Source organism: Enterococcus sp. ZJ1622, from assembly GCF_011038845.1.
Taxonomy (GTDB): Bacteria; Bacillota; Bacilli; order Lactobacillales; family Enterococcaceae; genus Enterococcus_B.
Map to the genome: position 1 here is coordinate 56,440 of NZ_JAAKDW010000005.1, position 17,669 is coordinate 74,108.

Sequence of the window (17,669 nt, forward strand, 5' to 3'; positions counted from 1 at the left end):
CTATACCACAATTTGTTTAAAATTACAAGTAAGCAGAAAGAACAACCGCTTTTTCCATACTAAAAGTGTGCTTTTTCATCTGATTATAGAAAACACACGCTCTTACAGCATATCAAATAGCGACAATTGATTTTCATCAGGCAAGTCTTTCAATACACCGTTGTCGTTCATGTATTCGATCAATGTCTTTGAAACTTTCCCGCGAGTCGCAAGATCTTCTTTTGACAGAAATGGACCGTCTTTTCGTGCTTCTACGATTTGTTTCGCTACGTTTGTCCCCAAACTTGGTACAGCACGAAATGGTGCGATCAGTGTATCGCCTTCGATCACAAAATTGACTGCATCAGATTTATACAAATCGATCATCCCGAATTTGTAGCCGCGCTCTAACATTTCATTGGCTAATTCTAAAACAGTCAGCTGATTTTTTTCTTTCACAGACGCATCTAGCCCTTTGTCCGTGATTTCCTTCATCGTCTGTTTCACTGCTTCTTTGCCTTTGCACATCGCAACTAGATCGAAATCGTCTGCACGGACAGAGAAATACGCACAGTAATATAAAATCGGGAAGTACACTTTGAAATAAGCGACCCGCAATGCCATCAGCACATAAGCTGCCGCATGGGCTTTCGGGAACATATACTTGATTTTTGAACAGGAATCGATGTACCAATCTGGCACATTGTTTTCCTTCATCGCTGTAAGATAAGTTTCCCGCAATTCATCAGGGATCTTGTTCCATTGCCCCTTACGAACGGTTTCCATGATTTTGAAAGCCATCCCGCTGTCAAGACCTGCATGGATCAAATAGACCATGATATCGTCACGACAGCCGATTACTTCAGCCAAGGTCGCGTCGCCTCTTTTGATCAATTCTTCAGCATTCCCTAACCAAACGTCGGTTCCATGAGACAATCCTGAGATTTGCAGCAGCTCCGCAAATGTCGTTGGATGTGTTTCTTCTAGCATGCCTCGCACGAAACGTGTCCCGAATTCCGGGATTCCTAATGTACCGGTTTTCGAATAAATCTGTTCCTGTGTCACTCCTAATACATCTGGACCAGCAAAGATCCGCATGACTTCTGGATCATCAGTAGGGATCGTCTGCGGGTCGATTCCTGAAAGATCTTGCAGCATCCGGATCACTGTAGGATCATCGTGTCCTAGGATATCGAGTTTCAATACGTTGTCATGGATCGAATGGAAATCAAAGTGAGTCGTTTTCCATTCTGAATTCTGGTCATCTGCCGGATATTGGATTGGGGTGAAGTCGTATACGTCCATATAATCGGGAATAACGATGATCCCCCCCGGATGCTGTCCAGTTGTCCGTTTCACACCGGTCGCACCTTTTGCTAGACGATCGACTTCTGCACTTCTGAGTTGCAGATTGTTATCACGTTCATATCCTTTTACATATCCGTACGCCGTTTTATCAGCCACTGTACCGATCGTTCCGGCACGGTAGACATACTCTTCCCCGAACAGCACTTTCGTATAGTTATGTGCCTCTGCCTGGTAATCACCAGAGAAGTTCAGATCGATATCGGGAACTTTGTCTCCATGGAAGCCTAGGAACGTCTCGAATGGGATATCGTGCCCATCTTTATTCAAGCGAGCGCCACATTTCGGGCATTTTTTCTCTGGCATATCGAATCCAGAACCATAAGTGCCATCTTCAAAGAATTCTGAATACTGGCATTCTGGACAATAATAATGAGGTGCCAATGGATTGACCTCAGTGATCCCGGTCATTGTCGCAACAAAACTGGAACCGACTGATCCGCGAGATCCGACTAAGTAGCCATCTTCATTACTTTTATGGACGAGTTTTTGTGCGATCAGATAAATCACGGAAAAACCGTTCCCGTTGATCGAATTCAATTCTTTTTCCAGTCTCTTCTCAATGATTTCCGGTAATGGATCGCCATACATTTGTTTGGCACGAGTATAACTCAACTCAGAGATCTCTTCTTCAGATCCTGGGATTTTCGGTGTATAAAGTTCGTCCTTCACTGGGATCACTTCTTCACAGATATCCGCGATCTTATTCGTGTTTTCAACAACGATCTCTTTTGCTGTTTCTTCTCCCAAGAAATTAAAAGCTGTCAGCATTTCATCAGTCGTTCTGAAGTGGACATCTGGTAAACTATGACGGTTTAGCGGGTTTGCGCCCCCCATCGAATTGATCAGTATTTTACGATAGATCGCATCTTCTTCATTCAAGTAATGGACATCACCAGTTGCTACGACGATTTTGTCCAGACTCTTTCCGATTTCCACTAGATTACGAATGATTTCTTCCAAGTCATGTTCATTTTTGACTAATTCCTGCTCTAGCAAAGGTGCATAAACAGCTTTTGGCATCACTTCGATATAGTCATAGAATTTGGCGCGGTTTCGTGCTTCTTCGACCCCTTTTTGCATCATTGCTTCGAAGATCTCTCCCTTGTCACAGGCAGAACCGACGAGTAGATTCTCACGGAGTTTTTTCAGCTGGGAACGCGGAATTCGTGGAACACGTTCAAAATATTCCACATTCGACATAGAGATCAATTTGAATAGATCTTTCAGCCCAGCTTGGTTCTTAGCTAAGATCGTAGCATGGAAAGGACGGGCTCTTTTATAGGAATCTCCTTCTCCTACATGCTGGTTCAGCTGATCATGGTAATACATCTCGTGGTTCTCCATGGCCTCTTTGACAAAAATCCAGGCAAGATGTCCTGTTGCTTCCGCATCATAAATCGCACGGTGATGCTGTTCCAAGCTGACACCGAATTTTTTCGACAAGACACCTAGACCAAAACGCTTGAATTGCGGATAAAGATATCTAGCAAGTTCCAGTGTATCGATGACCGGGTTTTCTGCTTCCGGAATACCATATTTGGCATAGCTCGTGTTCAAGAAGCCCATATCAAATGTCGCATTATGGGCAACCAGAATAGTATCCTTCGAAAATTCCAAAAATAGTCGGAGAACTTCTTCTTCTGATTTTGAACCACGGACCATTTCATCTGTGATCCCAGTCAAATCGACGGTCGTACGTGACAATGGATGACCAGGGTCGATAAATTCATCAAAGCTTTCGATGACATTTCCTTTGTACATTTTGACCGCCGCTAATTCTATTATCGTATCGTATACGGCAGAAAGACCGGTCGTTTCCACGTCGAATACGACATAAGTACTTTCGCTCAACGAATCATGCGCGTCATTATAAGCGATTGGCACCCCATCATCAACGACATTTGCTTCCACGCCATATAAGATTTTTACTCCGGCTTTTTTTCCGGCACTGTGCGCTTCTGGAAATGCTTGAGCGCCGCCGTGGTCGGTAATCGCGATTGCTTTATGTCCCCATTTTCCTGCCTGAGCTACGATGTCAGAGATACTGTTCGTTGCGTCCATCGTACTCATGTTGCTGTGTACGTGGAGTTCTACACGCTTTTCTCCTTCTGGTGCGTAGTCTTTTCGTGGTGCGTGTTTTACTTCGACAATGTCTTGTGCATTCATGACTAGATCTCGTACAAACGTATCTTCTTGGATACTTCCCCGGACTTTCAGCCAGCTTCCTGTACTGATTGCATCAAATATCTGTTCGTCTTTCTCATTATTAGAGAACTTCTTGACAATGAAGGAGGAAGTGTAATCGGTGATTTTCAACGTCAGGATCTTTCGTTTCGAACGAAGCTCGCGTACTTCTTTATCAAACACATAACCTTCTAAAATGATCCGGCGTTCTTCTTCGACCACGTTGATCATCGGTGTGGTTGGCTCGTCAGCCGGGATATTACGACCAAGCTGGATCGGTCCTTCAAGGGCTGGCACTTGTTCTTTTCGTTCTTTCTTCTTCTGTTCGTGAACGATCATGCTTTCAGCAGCTTGTTTCATAAACGCTTCGGCTTGTTCTTGCTTTCGTTCTTCAAACAGCTTCAATACCCGTTCTGCCTGCTTTTCATCTACTTCAGGCTCGATATGGAATTTCGGGAAACCGTAACTTACGAACAGATTTTCAACTAATGGCAGATACTGCTGCTTCAGATAAGAAATCGCACCTGCACTGTCTACAGGCAGAATGATTTTCCGTTCTTTTAAAATCGGCACTTGTGTTTTCAAGACCTGCTGGGCCAATGGCGTATCACATTGCTGGCTTTCTAGGGCTTGTGCCCAATAATCTTGCAGGAGCTGCTCATCGAATTGCTGATCCTCAGCCTTGATACTTAACTTGACTTGCGCGATATCTTTGAATGCGAGTGCCAGATGCTGTGCTAAGGATCGATAGAGCATTATAGGCAAGATCTGAGAAAAGTGCAGTGTGAATTCCCAAAGTCGTGATTTGCGATGGACGACTACACGTTCCATTTCGCCAGCAGAAATCAGCGGATGCTTTTTTTCTGATTCTTCTAATTGGATCTGTTCTAGAAGTTTTTCAAATAACTCTCGTTTTTCTGACAAAACTATACGCCCTTTCTGACGAAGCGGGAACTTTCCGTTTGTTCCGCCTTCTTCTTTTTTCAGTACCTTTTAGTATACTCGTTTTTTCTGATATTTACATTAAAAAATCGAGAAAGAAAATTCTTTCCCGATTTCGCTTCTTATTCTCCTTGATGCAGCAGGATTGGTAATGTATTGACCAGTTCTTCTTTACGAACTTCCACCATCTCACCGGTTTTCTTGATTTTTACTTCCACGATCCCGTCTACTGCTTTTTTCCCTACAGTGATTCGGATAGGACAGCCGATCAAATCAGAATCAGCGAATTTGACACCAGCACGTTCGTTACGGTCATCCACTAGTACTTCATAGCCCGCTTCGATCATTGCTTGTTCTACTTCATTCGTCAAGCTGGTTTGATATTCATCCTTCAGATTCATTTGGACAACATGCAGGTCAAATGGTGCAATCCCTTTTGGCCAGTTGATGCCATTTTCATCTGAATTCTGTTCGACGATCGCTGAAAGCAGACGGCTCACACCAATACCGTAACAGCCCATGATCACGAATTTTTCGCGTCCGTTCTCATCTAGGACTGTCGCCCCCATTGATTCGCTGTAACGAGTACCTAATTTGAAGATATGGCCGATCTCGATGCCTCGTGTGAAGGCCAATACGCCATTATTATCTGGTGAAGGATCTCCTTCTTGGACAAAACGAAGATCTTCATAAGATAAAACAGTGAAATCACGATCAGGATTGACATTTTTATAATGGAATCCTGTTTCATTCGCACCGGCAATCGCATTCGCTAAATCTTGGACGTGTCGATCTGCATAGACCTTCACATCTTCGGATAAACCGATTGGCCCTACTGAACCAAAATCTGCGCCTAAATATTTTTTTGCATCTTCTTCTGTTGCTTCTTCTAAAAAGTCAGCTGCCAAGAAATTTTTCAATTTGACATCGTTGACTTCATGATCTCCGCGTACCAAGACAAGTACTGGCTGTTCATCTGCCATGAACAAGACTGATTTTATGATCTTTTGTGGTTCAGTCTCAAAGAATCCAGCCACTTCTTCGATCGTTTTTACATCAGGTGTAGCTATTTTCTCTAGTTCCAATTGTGTTTCATGTGATTTTTTCGAGACATAATAGCTAGTTGCCATCTCCAAGTTCGCTGCATAATCGCTTTTCGTCGAGTAGCAGATCGTATCTTCACCGATCGCAGAGATTGCCATGAACTCTTTTGAATCTTTTCCGCCCATTGCTCCGCCGTCTCCGATGATAGCACGAAATTCCAAGCCGCAGCGTTTGAAAATCTCCGTGTATGCTCTCTCATAATCTTTGTATGTTTCATCCAAGCTTTCTTCTGATGCATGGAATGAATATGCATCTTTCATGATGAATTCGCGTCCGCGAAGCAATCCGAAACGCGGACGTTTTTCATCGCGGTATTTTGATTGAATCTGATAAAGATTCAAAGGCAGTTTCTTATAAGAATTGATTTCATTACGGATCAGGTCCGTGAATGTTTCTTCATGAGTTGGGCCTAAAATCATTTTACGGTCATTTCGGTCATTAAAGCGATACAAGTTGGGGCCATATGTTTCGTAACGACCAGATTCTTCCCACAATTCAGCTGGCAGAATGGCTGGCATCAGCATTTCCACTGCACCGATTTTTTCAAATTCTTCCCGCATGATGTTTTTTAATTTCTCTAACACGCGATTTGCCAATGGCAGGTAAGAATAAATCCCCGCTGAAACCTGACGGATATACCCTGCTCTCAATAAAATTTGATGACTCAATACTTCCGCATCATTTGGCACTTCACGTAATGTTGGGATCAACATTTTTGATTGTCTCATTCTATATACTCCTTTACTTCCTCAAAAATAATTTATCGTTAGTAATTATACCCTACTTGTCAACTTTTTCTAGAAAAAGAAGCGTTGGATGTCATTCCATGTCACTAATACCATGAGAAGCATCAGAAAACCGAACCCTACTAAGGTCAATATTCCTTCTTTTTCTTGGCTGATTGGTTTGCCTCGAAGGCCTTCGATGATATTCAAGACGAGTTTTCCACCATCCAGTGCAGGAATCGGCAATAAGTTGACGATCCCTAGGTTCATGGAGAGCAAGGCCATCAAGCTGATAACAGTCATTACTCCTTGATTTGCAGCTTCAGAAGACAACTGGAACATCATGACAGGACCGCCTAGCTTATCTAAACTAAATCCGGTGAACAATGAGCCAAGAGCTTTGAAGATCTCCATAGAGCTGGTGAATGCCCGCTGTGTCCCCCCGACGATTTTATCCATAAATCCGGTTTTTACTGGCGCTTGGATCCCTAATTGCCCAACTTTTGTACCATTGCTTTCAACTGCTTTTGGTGTCACCTCGAGCTCTTTTGTGTTTCCGTCTCGTTTTATTTCAAAATCCAATTTCTTCTCAGGATTTTTCGTGATCACTGATGTCAAATCATTCCATGAATGGATGGATTTTCCGTCAACACTTACTATCTCATCATTTTCTTTCAAACCAGCTTCGGCTGCAGCACCGTCAGAAAGCACGGCTCCGATCTGATTCGTGTTCGTCACTTGGACGCCGCCTTGCATGAAAGCCAAAATGATAAATAACAAAATTGCTAGAATAAAGTTATTCATCGGTCCCGCAAAGTTCGTCAGCATACGCTGCCATAATTTTGCTGACTGGAACTGCACATCTTTTGGCGCGATCCGAAGTTCTGTCCCGTCTGCTTCAATAATCGTTGCGTCATGATCGACAGGATAGGTGACAGCTTCTGTCTCATCACCGTTGACATAACCTGTGATCGTCAATTCATCTTCAAGATCATATCGGATCAGTTCGATCGGGATGCCATTTGTCAGTTGAATTTTCTTGCTTAAGTTTATCTTCTCTACGACACCATCAGAATTCAATAAAAGAGATAACGGCATCCCAGGGGCCATTTCTGTTTCATCATCTCCATTTCCTGCCATTCTGACATATCCGCCGATTGGCAGCAAACGAAGTGTATATGTGGTTCCGTCCTTTGCTTGGTGCCCGTAGATCTTCGGCCCCATCCCGATTGCAAATTCACGAACGAGAATCCCTGATCGTTTCGCAAAGAAGAAATGTCCGAACTCGTGAACGATGACCAAAATACCAAAAACAATAATAAACGTTATAATTGTTTTCATATGCTTTCTCCTTTACATGGTTTTTTATGCGTTTTTTTTGCGCGAATCGGCAATAAATAAAACACTATAATTTTACCATAGTCTCAGCTTATACACCAATAGTCTTGATAAATGAAAAACAAAAACCTGCGTCTTTTATGAAAATCATAAAAAAACGCAGGTAATAAGAACTAAATCAGTCCAAATAGATGCATCATTGGAAAGACAAACAGCAAACTGTCGAAACGATCCAGAATTCCGCCATGTCCCGGCAAAATTTTACCAGAGTCCTTGACATCATAATGACGTTTAATTGCTGATTCTACTAAATCGCCAAATTGGCCGACGATAGAAAAAATAACAGTCAGTAGAAGCATGACGAACATCCCATGATTGAATAAGTCTTTTGCCGAGAAAAGAAGGAAATAAAGGAACGCTACAACAACTGCGCTTCCGATTCCACCCAATGCACCTTCAATCGTTTTATTCGGTGAGATATCCGGACTTAATTTGTGTTGACCATAACGTCTACCAACCATATAAGCGCCGATATCCGTTGCCCATACAATAAACAAACCAAAGATCAAGACAGTCAATCCTTCTGTTCTCGCGTTGACGAAATTCTGGAATCCCATCCCGACGTATAGACTGACGATCACCGGAAACCCTGCTTCATCGATCGTGTACGTATTTTTTGATATAACAGACGTTCCCAGAAGGATCATCACAATGAAATAAAACAACATAAAGCTGCTCGTGTTCTCTGGCAGGAAGAAAAACCACCGTTCCTTTGGTAATACGAGGATCACTGCACCAATGGCAGACAAGATCCCTTCAAAGCTCAATAATGTTAATCCCTTCATCCGGAACAATTCATACACGCCGACAACAGCTAATAAAGCTGCCACAAGCTCAATCGCTAAACCGCCGATCCAAATAACAGGAATAAATAAAGCAAGTGCGATAACAGCAGTGATCACGCGTTGTTTCATGATTGATCCCCCTTTTCTTCTGTTTTTTTCACGCCGCCAAATCGACGGTCTCTGTTCTGATAAGAGGCGATCGCTTCTTCTAGATGTACGCCATCGAAATCCGGCCACAAAGCTTTCGTAAAATACAATTCGCTATAAGCAATTTGCCATAACAAGAAATTACTGATTCTTTCTTCACCGCTTGTTCTGATCACCAGCTCAGGATCTCGAAGCTCTTCTGGTAAGAAGCCGGTCATCAAATGCTCTGCAATCATTGCTTCGTCGATCTGGGCCGCATCGATTTCTTTGTCAGCAGCTTTTGCCGCTATTTGTTGGACGGCAGTCAGGATCTCTGCTCTGCTTCCATAGTTCAAGGCAAAATTCAGTACCATCCCAGTATTGTCTTTTGTCTGTTCGATGGCACGTCTCACGGCATCTTGTGTATGTTCAGGCAGTACATCCTCATACCCCATCACATGGACTTTGACGTTTTCTTTGATCAGCTCAGGAACGAAGGTATCAAAAAAATCCACAGGAAGCTGCATCAAGAAACTGACCTCGTCTTTTGGACGTTTCCAGTTTTCGGTAGAAAAAGCATACAGCGTCAGTACTTTCACACCTAGTTTCGAAGCCTTTTTCGTTACGGTTTTAACGGTCTCCATTCCCTCTTTATGTCCCGCCACACGCGGTAAACGCCGATTTTGAGCCCAACGTCCATTTCCATCCATGATGATGGCGATATGTTGAGGAATAGCACCATTTACATCAAATTGAAATTCGCTTTTTTCTTGAATATATTTGTTTTTTTGCGGAAAAAAACGTAACATTCTTTTTCCTCCTATACTAAAAAATTCCCACTATCTTAAATATTATAGCAATAACTTACGTGATTTCCTACGTTCTGCAGTTTTTTTTTACTAAATTCAGCAGATTTTTTTCTTTTTTTAATGTTTAGCTGACCATCAAGGGCAAAAGCAGCTGGAATCATGACTCAGCCAATCGAAAAAAGCAGAGGAAACACCTGAATGTTCCCTCTGCTTGTAGAATCTAGTATGTGCTAAACTTCTAATAATTCTTTTTCTTTATCGCTTGCGATCTTGTCTACTTCCTTGATACTGTTGTCTGTCAATGTTTGGACATCTTTTTCCAAGCCACGCAGATCATCTTCTGTGATTTCTCCATTTTTTTGTTGTTTTTTATATTCGTCGATTGCTTCACGACGGATATTACGGATAGCGACTTTCGCATTTTCTGCTTCTTTTTTCACATCTTTAGCCAGTTCCTTACGACGTTCTTCTGTCAATTGAGGAATAACCAAACGGATCACGTTTCCGTCGTTGGTTGGGCTGATTCCGATGTCGCTTGCCATAATCGCTTTTTCAACATCTTGAAGAATACTTTTATCAAATGGTGTGATCATCAGTACTCTTGCTTCTGGGATTTGGATGGAAGCCATTTGATTCAATGGCGTAGGTGCACCGTAATAATTTACTGTGATGCGGTCTAATAGACTTGCATTCGCACGTCCTGCGCGGATCTGTCCAAGTTCTCTTTGTAGATTTTGTGCTGCTTTATGCATTTTTTCTTTTGCTTCTGTCATAATTGCGTCTGCCATTTTTTATTTCCCCCTAACAGTTGTTCCGATGTTTTCACCTAAGATGGCACGTCGGATATTTCCATGTTCATTCAAATTGAAAACAAGCAACGGGATATCATTGTCCATACTCAATGAGCTTGCAGTTGAATCCATTACTTGCAATCCTTTGGAAATCACTTCCAAATGAGTCAGTTCTTCAAATTTCACTGCATTTGCGTCTACTTTTGGATCAGCAGAATAAACGCCGTCTACATTGTTCTTAGCCATCAGAATCACGTCTGCACCGATTTCCGCTGCACGCAATGCAGCAGTTGTATCCGTTGAGAAGTATGGGTTTCCGGTTCCTCCAGCAAAAATCACGATGCGTCCTTTTTCTAAATGCCGTTCTGCTTTGCGGCGGATGTAAGGTTCTGCGATTTGCCGCATTTCGATCGAAGTCTGTACACGTGTTGGTACACCAACGTTTTCCAACGTATCTTGTAAAGCTAAAGCATTCATTACTGTAGCCAGCATTCCCATATAATCGGCTTGTGCGCGTTCCATGCCCATCTGTGCACCGATCTGTCCGCGCCAAATGTTTCCTCCGCCTACAACGATCGCCATCTCAACGCCTAGTTCGTGGACTTCTTTGATTTCTTGGATGATTTCTTTGATAACTGGCGGTTTGATCCCAAACCCCTCATCTCCAGCCAAAGCTTCTCCACTTAATTTTAAGACTACACGCTGATATTTCGGTGTGACCATGTTCATTCCTCCAATATTTTCTATTGCCATTTTACCATATACAGATAATTTAGCCACTAAAAGTCTAGCAATTTCATGATTTGCTTAAAAAAAGGGAGCGCACAAACCGTGCGTTCCCGTCTGTTATTCAACAGAATTATTTTTTCACTTGGCTCATAACTTCTTCTACAAAGTTATCTTCGCGTTTTTCGATTCCTTCGCCAACTTCGAAACGTACGAATGTTTTAACAGTTGCGCCTTTTGAAGCAACATATTTTTCAACAGTCATATCAGGATCTTTAACGAATGGTTGGTCAACCAAAGCGATTTCTGCTTTGAATTTTTTCAGGCGTCCTTCTACCATTTTTTCAACGATATTCGCTGGTTTTCCTTCGTTCAATGCTTGTTCTGTAAGAACAGTTTTTTCATGTTCCAATTCAGCTTCTGGAATTTGTGATTCATTGACGTAACGAGGGTTGATAGCTGCTACGTGCATTGCTACGTCTCTTGCTACAGTTTCGTCAGTTGTGCCGTCCAAAACAGTCAATACAGCAATGCGTCCGCCCATGTGTAGGTATCCGCCAAATGCAGCATTTTCGTCTTTTTCGACTACTTCAAAACGACGGAAGCTGATTTTTTCTCCGATGACTTGTGTCGCTTCGATCAGATCAGATTCGATTGTTCCTTTTTCTGTTTTGATTTTCATAGCAGCTTCCATGTCAGCTGGTTTGTTTTCAGCAACAAGTTCTGCGATTTCTTTGACTAAGTCTTGGAACATTTCGTTTTTAGAAACGAAGTCAGTTTCTGAGTTTACTTCAACGATTGCTGCAGTGTTGCCTTTCACTGCGACTGAAGCTAGACCTTCAGCAGCGATACGATCGTTTTTCTTCGCTGCTTTCGCCATTCCTTTTTCACGTAAAAGATCAACTGCTTTTTCCATGTCGCCTTCTACTTCTACCAATGCTTTTTTCGCATCCATCATTCCTACGCCAGTCATTTCGCGTAGTTCTTTTACCATTTTAGCTGTAACGTCTGCCATGTTTGTTTCCTCCTGTGTTTTCTTTTTAAAAAAAGCTGTTTCAAAGGAGAGTGAGGCTTGTCGCCTAGCCTTTGAAACAGCTCCATCATTCTAAAATTATTCTGCTGAAGAGTTGTCGCCTTCAACAACATCTACGATTTCTTCGATTGATGTTGCGTTGTTTTCTGCTGCAAAATCTTCTTCAACCACTTGGTCTTCCCCTTGGTTGCCTTCGATAAATGCATCAGCCATTTTTGAAGTGATCAATTTAACGGCGCGGATAGCATCGTCATTTGAAGGGATCACTACGTCGATTTCATCTGGATCGCAGTTTGTATCAACCATAGCTACGATTGGGATATTCAATTTATGCGCTTCTTGAACAGCGATACGTTCTTTACGAGGGTCTACGATGTACATTACATCTGGGATTCTTGGCATATCAGCGATACCGCCTAAGAATTTTTCAAGACGTTCGCGTTCTTTGTTCAAACCAGCAACTTCTTTTTTAGGAAGTACTTCAAATGTTCCGTCTTCTTCCATTGCATTGATTTGTTTCAAACGGCTGATACGTTTTTGGATTGTATCCCAGTTTGTCAATGTTCCACCTAACCAGCGATGGTTAACGAAATATTGTCCTGCGCGTGTTGCTTCTTCTTTGATTGCTTCTTGTGCTTGTTTTTTTGTACCTACGAACAAAGCAACGCCGCCTTCTTCTGCAACGCTCTTCATGTAGTCATATGCTGCATCGACTAATTTCACTGTTTTTTGCAAGTCAATGATGTAGATACCGTTTCTTTCTGTGAAGATATATTTCTTCATTTTTGGGTTCCAGCGACGTGTTTGGTGACCAAAGTGTACGCCGGCTTCTAGTAATTGTTTCATAGAAATTACTGCCATTTTTGTTTCCTCCGATTTGGTTTTTATTTTCCCTCTTCTTGTCCTCGAGCTCGCCAGCAAACTTTCTCAAGCACCTACTGACAATCCGACAAGAATGTGGATTTGCTGATGCACAAAGCACCCTCAGCTATTATACAGATAAATCACCTGTATCGCAATAGCAAAAGTTTTTTCTGCCCAACATTCAATATTTTACCCGAAACCCTACAATAATTCAAGGAAAACTCTTTTCTTCTTTTTGCTTTTCCTGCTGTTGTTTATAAAAAGCGAATTAATGTTGGGCATTTCTCATTTTTTTTGTTATGATACATGTGAAATCTTTCGTAAAGGAGAAAGAAAATGCGTAAAGCTGAGCGACATTTACTGATTAAACAAGTGATCGAGACTTCACCGATCCGAACGCAAGAAGAACTGCTGACTAGGTTGAATGAATACGGTGTCACTGCCACTCAAGCGACGATCTCGCGAGATATCCGCGACTTGAAGATCGTCAAAGCGCCTGATGAGGATGGACTCAATCGTTTTGTTCTTTTTCGCGGACAAGATAACTCAGAGGAAAAAAATGAAGAAGAACAACGGCTGATCCATATGATCGAAGATATCGTCGTCAAAGTCGAGCGTGTCCACTTCTTGACAATCGTGAACACTCTTCCAGACAATGCCCATCTGTTCGCCTCTGTTCTAGACGAAATCAACCCGCCTCCTATCGTTAGTACGATCGCTGGATTCGACACCGTCGTTGTGATTTCGCAGAATGAAGAAGAAGCCCAGCTCGTCGAAGCCTTTTTGCACCACCCGACGCAGTCTTCCATTTTTTAATTGGAACAAGCATCTCTGTATTCGAGATGCTTGTTTTTTTATTTTCCTTCTTTCCCCTCATTAACAAACCTTTACACTCTTTACAAAAAGACATCAGTTTTTATTTAAACTTTTCATAACTTTGATTCAAAATCAATAATCTTTCTATATATTAATGAGATAGAGGTGGTCATGAGGCTGAACCGGCCACTTCTTTCGCTAAACCTGTAAGCAGTTTAACAAAAAATAGAAATAGAGAGGGCGAAAAATGTACAAATTACTGACACCTGGTCCATTAACTACTTCTTCTACGGTCAAAGAGGCTATGCTGATCGATCATTGCACATGGGACAATGATTACAAACAAATCACTCAAGAGATCCGTACCAAATTACTAAATCTTGCACATGTATCAGCAAAGGAATACACAGCCGTTTTAATGCAAGGAAGCGGATCTTTTGGTGTAGAGTCTGTTTTGAGTTCCATGTTGAGACCAGATGACCATCTGCTCTTATGTGTCAATGGGGCTTATGGACAACGAATGGCTGATATGTGTGAACGATACGAGGTTGAAACGACGATTTATGCGACTGCAGAGAATCAGATACCTGATGCGAAAGAGGTTGAGAGAATCGTGGCTGATCATCCTTCAATTAGCGCAATCGCTATGGTCCACAGCGAAACAACCTCTGGAATATTGAATGATCTGTCAGGAATCGGCGCTTTTGCCAAGCAACACGATCTGCTGTTCATCGTTGATGCGATGTCCAGTTTCGGCGGTATCGATATCGATTTTGTCGGTTTAGACATCGATTTTCTGATTTCCAGTTCAAACAAGTGCATCCAAGGTGTTCCTGGCTTCTCCTTCGTGATTGCGAAACGAAAAGAGCTAGAAGAAAGAAATGGCTCCAGCAAGACACTTTCTCTTGATTTGTATGAACAGTACAAAGTCATGGAAGACCAAGGCGGAAAATGGCGCTTCACTTCTCCTACCCACACTGTTCTTGCCTTCCAGCAGGCATTGAAGGAGCTGGAGGAAGAAGGCGGTATCCAAGCGAGAAATATACGTTATGCAGTAAATAATCGGCTTCTTCGAGAAGAAATGGCAACTATTGGCTATGAGCCATTCATCAAGGAAAATCAAGGACCCTTCATCACTTCTTTTATGTATCCGGATGATCCGACATTTGATTTCAATCATTTTTATCATTATTTAAAACAGCATGGATTCGTCATTTATCCTGGAAAAATCAACCATCATGATTGTTTTCGTATTGGCAACATCGGAGATATCTATCCAGAAGATATCTTAGAATTAACAGCTGTCATCAAAAATTATCGGAGGAGCACACATGATTAAAACAGTGATTTTAGATTGGGCAGGTACAACAGTTGACTTTGGCTGTATGGCTCCTGTCCATGCGTTCAAAAACGCATTTCTCGAAAAAAATATCCAGCTGACGGACAAAGAGATCCGCGAACCCATGGGCAAACTGAAATTGGATCATATCCATCAGCTGTTCGCCCTCCCCTCCGTCCAGAAACAATGGTTGAAACTTTATCACGAACTGCCACAGGAAAAAGACGCGAATGAATTATATACTCAATTCGAACGATTTTTATTTGAGGATTTAGCAAACTACGCTTCTTTAAAACCTGATACCTTGCCAGCGATCGATCGATTAAAATCTGAGGGCTTGTCGATCGGCACGACTACTGGATATACGCGTGAGATGATGGATATCGTGGCCAAAACAGCTGAATCTTTCGGCTATACGCCTGATTTTCTCGTTACGCCAGATGAGACAGAGGGTTTGGGAAGACCTTATCCCTATATGATTTTCAAGAATATGCAATTTTTCCAAAGCCGTTCCGTGAAAGAAGTGATCAAGGTCGGCGATACGGCAGCAGACATAAAAGAAGGAAAAAATGCAGGACTATTCACGGTCGGAGTCATTGACGGAAGTTCTGCCATGGGACTTTCCTATGAAGAATATAAAGCTTTAGATACCGAAGAATTGAATCGGCTCCGTTCTTTTGTTTCTCGTGAGTTTCACGACGCCGGCGCTGATCTTTGTGTGAACAACCTTGAAGAATTAGCAGATTTCATACTAGAGGCGAATCAGTAAAACAGTCATTTTTCTGCGGATCGAACCATAAAGAGCAGCGAAGAACAGCCACTTGATGACTGTTCTTCGCTGCTCTTATATGGATTATGTGAAGAACTGATTTTATATTACTCTTACTTACCACATTAGATGGGCAAAAACATCAGTGAATTGAGTATGCGACATACCTACTTAGCTCTTAAAGCTGAATAGCACTGTCACAACCTCTTTCCTACATTTTATCTGGCGCATGCAATCCCAGCAGTCGCAGATCTTCTTTCAACAATACGGATACTGCATAGACCAATGCTAGACGCGCGTCTTTTTGTTCATCTTCTGCAAGGATTTTTGTGTGTGCGTAATATTTGTTGAATGCTTGAGCTAATTTGATCGCGTGTTTAGCGATGACTGAAGGCTCATATTTTTCTCCTGCTTGTAAAACTGTTTCAGGGTATCTCTGGATCAGTTTGACAACTTCCCAGCTGATTTCATCATTCAATGCATACTCTTCGTTTTCTGAAGGAACGAATCCTGCTTTTTCCAGCAAGCTGACTGCACGTGCATGTGTATATTGGACGTATGGACCAGTCTCTCCTTCAAAACGCACGACTTCTTCCAGATTGAAGTCAAAAGTATTCAGACGGTCATTTTTCAAATCATGGAAAATAACTGCGCCGACTCCTACTTGTTTCGCTACGATATCTTTGTTTTCCAAATCTGGGTTCTTCTCACTGATTTGTTCTTTCGCTGATTGGATCGCTTCATTCAATACTTCTTCCAGTAAAACGATCTTCCCTTTACGTGTCGATAATTTCTTACCGCCTTGCGTGATCAAACCAAATGGGATATGGTGCATGTCATCTGACCAGTCAAAGCCCATTTCCTTCAATACTGCTTTTAATTGTTTGAAATGATAGCTTTGTTCATTACCGACAACATATAAAGACTGTTTGAAATCATAGGTACGTTTGCGGTATAGCGCAGCAGCCAAGTCACGAGTGATATAAAGCGTTGCTCCATCTGATTTCTTGATCAAAGCAGGATTCAGATCATAAGCAGAAAGATCCACGATCTCTGCCCCTTTGTCTTCATTCAACAAATGTTTTTCTTCTAAAAGTTGAACGATCTCATCCATCTTGTCGTTATAAAAAGCTTCCCCGTTCAATGAATCGAAGCGTACTTCTAAAAGATCATAGATTTTATTGAATTCCTTCATTGATTCGTCGCGGAACCACTGCCATAATTGGATTGCTTCTTCGTCGCCTTCTTCCAGACGTTTGAACCAGGCACGTGCTTCTTCATTCAATTCAGGTTCAGTTTCTGCTACTTCATGGAATTGGACGTACAGACGTAGAAGTTCATTGATCGGCTGAGCTTTCACTGCTTCTTCTGATCCCCATTTTTTGTAAGCCACGATCAGTTTACCGAATTGTGTTCCCCAGTCACCTAAATGATTGATGCGGATTGGCTGATAGCCGATTTTTTCCATGATAAACCCGATTGAATTACCAATAACAGTTGAACGCAAGTGACCCATTGAGATCGGTTTTGCGATATTAGGAGAAGACATGTCGATCGGCACAGCTCCTTGTTCACCGATCGTGCTATCACCGTAATGTTCTTTTTCTTTTACGACGGTACGCAAAACATTCTTGCTGATCACTTCTTTGTTCATGAAAAAGTTCAAGTATGGTCCTACTACTTCGATTTTTTCAAAATTGGCCGAATCCATTTTTTCTGCTAAATCAGCGGCAATCTGCTGTGGTGCTTTCCGATAGATCTTTGCTAATGAGAATGCAGGGAATGCAACATCTCCATGGTCAGCAGATTTTGGATTTTCCAATAATTGCTCTACTTGTTCAAGTGTCAAATCATCTTTGACGACGTCATATACAGCTTTTGCGACAAAATCCTTGTTATTCATCCTAATTC

13 protein-coding genes are annotated in these 17,669 nt (G+C 42.0%); 3 read left to right on the forward strand and 10 right to left on the reverse strand.

The features are described from left to right. Positions 1-102 precede the first annotated feature (102 nt). From G7Y42_RS05925 to rpsB, 9 genes are all read right to left on the reverse strand, one after another. Positions 103-4,455 (reverse strand): PolC-type DNA polymerase III, encoded by a 4,353-nt coding sequence (locus tag G7Y42_RS05925; protein WP_165004829.1) that lies wholly within the window; start codon positions 4,453-4,455, stop codon positions 103-105. A 140-nt stretch (positions 4,456-4,595) separates the two neighbouring features. Next, positions 4,596-6,305, reverse strand: a complete 1,710-nt coding sequence (locus G7Y42_RS05930; RefSeq protein WP_165004827.1) for a proline--tRNA ligase — start codon at positions 6,303-6,305, stop codon at positions 4,596-4,598. Between the two features lie 69 nt (positions 6,306-6,374). After that, positions 6,375-7,643 carry an RIP metalloprotease RseP gene (rseP, locus tag G7Y42_RS05935; protein WP_165004825.1) on the reverse strand — a complete coding sequence of 423 codons (1,269 nt, stop codon included), beginning with the start codon at positions 7,641-7,643 and terminating at the stop codon, positions 6,375-6,377. Between the two features lie 170 nt (positions 7,644-7,813). Next, on the reverse strand, positions 7,814-8,614 hold the full coding sequence (locus G7Y42_RS05940) for a phosphatidate cytidylyltransferase (protein WP_165004823.1): 801 nt from the start codon (positions 8,612-8,614) through the stop codon (positions 7,814-7,816). Next, positions 8,611-9,420 carry an isoprenyl transferase gene (locus tag G7Y42_RS05945; protein WP_165004821.1) on the reverse strand — a complete coding sequence of 270 codons (810 nt, stop codon included), beginning with the start codon at positions 9,418-9,420 and terminating at the stop codon, positions 8,611-8,613. Before G7Y42_RS05945 ends, G7Y42_RS05940 begins: the two co-directional genes overlap by 4 nt. 230 nt (positions 9,421-9,650) lie before the next feature. Further along, a complete protein-coding gene (gene frr / locus G7Y42_RS05950) occupies positions 9,651-10,208 on the reverse strand; it encodes a ribosome recycling factor (protein ID WP_165004819.1) in 558 nt (185 codons plus the stop codon). A gap of 3 nt (positions 10,209-10,211) precedes the next feature. Next, the gene (gene pyrH, locus G7Y42_RS05955) at positions 10,212-10,934 is read right to left on the reverse strand and encodes a UMP kinase (RefSeq protein WP_005875937.1); all 723 of its coding nucleotides are present in this window, start codon (positions 10,932-10,934) and stop codon (positions 10,212-10,214) included. Positions 10,935-11,070: 136 nt separating this feature from the next. Continuing rightward, the gene (tsf, locus tag G7Y42_RS05960) at positions 11,071-11,952 is read right to left on the reverse strand and encodes a translation elongation factor Ts (protein WP_165004818.1); all 882 of its coding nucleotides are present in this window, start codon (positions 11,950-11,952) and stop codon (positions 11,071-11,073) included. Positions 11,953-12,048: 96 nt separating this feature from the next. Then, on the reverse strand, positions 12,049-12,831 hold the full coding sequence (gene rpsB, locus G7Y42_RS05965) for a 30S ribosomal protein S2 (RefSeq protein WP_165004816.1): 783 nt from the start codon (positions 12,829-12,831) through the stop codon (positions 12,049-12,051). Between the two features lie 339 nt (positions 12,832-13,170). On the opposite strand from rpsB, the gene G7Y42_RS05970 reads away from it, so the two are divergent. From G7Y42_RS05970 to phnX, 3 genes are all read left to right on the forward strand, one after another. Further along, on the forward strand, positions 13,171-13,650 hold the full coding sequence (locus G7Y42_RS05970; RefSeq protein ID WP_165004814.1) for an ArgR family transcriptional regulator: 480 nt from the start codon (positions 13,171-13,173) through the stop codon (positions 13,648-13,650). Positions 13,651-13,897: 247 nt separating this feature from the next. After that, on the forward strand, positions 13,898-14,989 hold the full coding sequence (gene phnW / locus G7Y42_RS05975) for a 2-aminoethylphosphonate--pyruvate transaminase (protein ID WP_165004812.1): 1,092 nt from the start codon (positions 13,898-13,900) through the stop codon (positions 14,987-14,989). Next, the gene (gene phnX, locus G7Y42_RS05980) at positions 14,982-15,758 is read left to right on the forward strand and encodes a phosphonoacetaldehyde hydrolase (RefSeq protein WP_165004810.1); all 777 of its coding nucleotides are present in this window, start codon (positions 14,982-14,984) and stop codon (positions 15,756-15,758) included. The genes phnW and phnX overlap by 8 nt, the downstream gene beginning before the upstream one ends. 211 nt (positions 15,759-15,969) lie before the next feature. Here the strand turns inward: phnX and argS are convergent, their stop codons facing one another. Beyond that, the gene (gene argS, locus G7Y42_RS05985; RefSeq protein ID WP_165004808.1) at positions 15,970-17,661 is read right to left on the reverse strand and encodes an arginine--tRNA ligase; all 1,692 of its coding nucleotides are present in this window, start codon (positions 17,659-17,661) and stop codon (positions 15,970-15,972) included. Between the last annotated feature and the right edge of the window lie 8 nt (positions 17,662-17,669).

Bases quoted from the DNA above. Each gene is read 5' to 3' on its own strand.
- G7Y42_RS05930 (WP_165004827.1), bottom strand. From the start codon at position 6,305: ATGAGACAATCAAAAATGTTGATCCCAACATTACGTGAAGTGCCAAAT.
- rseP (WP_165004825.1), bottom strand. From the start codon at position 7,643: ATGAAAACAATTATAACGTTTATTATTGTTTTTGGTATTTTGGTCATC.
- G7Y42_RS05940 (WP_165004823.1), bottom strand. From the start codon at position 8,614: ATGAAACAACGCGTGATCACTGCTGTTATCGCACTTGCTTTATTTATT.
- G7Y42_RS05945 (WP_165004821.1), bottom strand. From the start codon at position 9,420: ATGTTACGTTTTTTTCCGCAAAAAAACAAATATATTCAAGAAAAAAGC.
- frr (WP_165004819.1), bottom strand. From the start codon at position 10,208: ATGGCAGACGCAATTATGACAGAAGCAAAAGAAAAAATGCATAAAGCA.
- pyrH (WP_005875937.1), bottom strand. From the start codon at position 10,934: ATGGTCACACCGAAATATCAGCGTGTAGTCTTAAAATTAAGTGGAGAA.
- tsf (WP_165004818.1), bottom strand. From the start codon at position 11,952: ATGGCAGACGTTACAGCTAAAATGGTAAAAGAACTACGCGAAATGACT.
- rpsB (WP_165004816.1), bottom strand. From the start codon at position 12,831: ATGGCAGTAATTTCTATGAAACAATTACTAGAAGCCGGCGTACACTTT.
- G7Y42_RS05970 (WP_165004814.1), top strand. From the start codon at position 13,171: ATGCGTAAAGCTGAGCGACATTTACTGATTAAACAAGTGATCGAGACT.
- phnW (WP_165004812.1), top strand. From the start codon at position 13,898: ATGTACAAATTACTGACACCTGGTCCATTAACTACTTCTTCTACGGTC.
- phnX (WP_165004810.1), top strand. From the start codon at position 14,982: ATGATTAAAACAGTGATTTTAGATTGGGCAGGTACAACAGTTGACTTT.
- argS (WP_165004808.1), bottom strand. From the start codon at position 17,661: ATGAATAACAAGGATTTTGTCGCAAAAGCTGTATATGACGTCGTCAAA.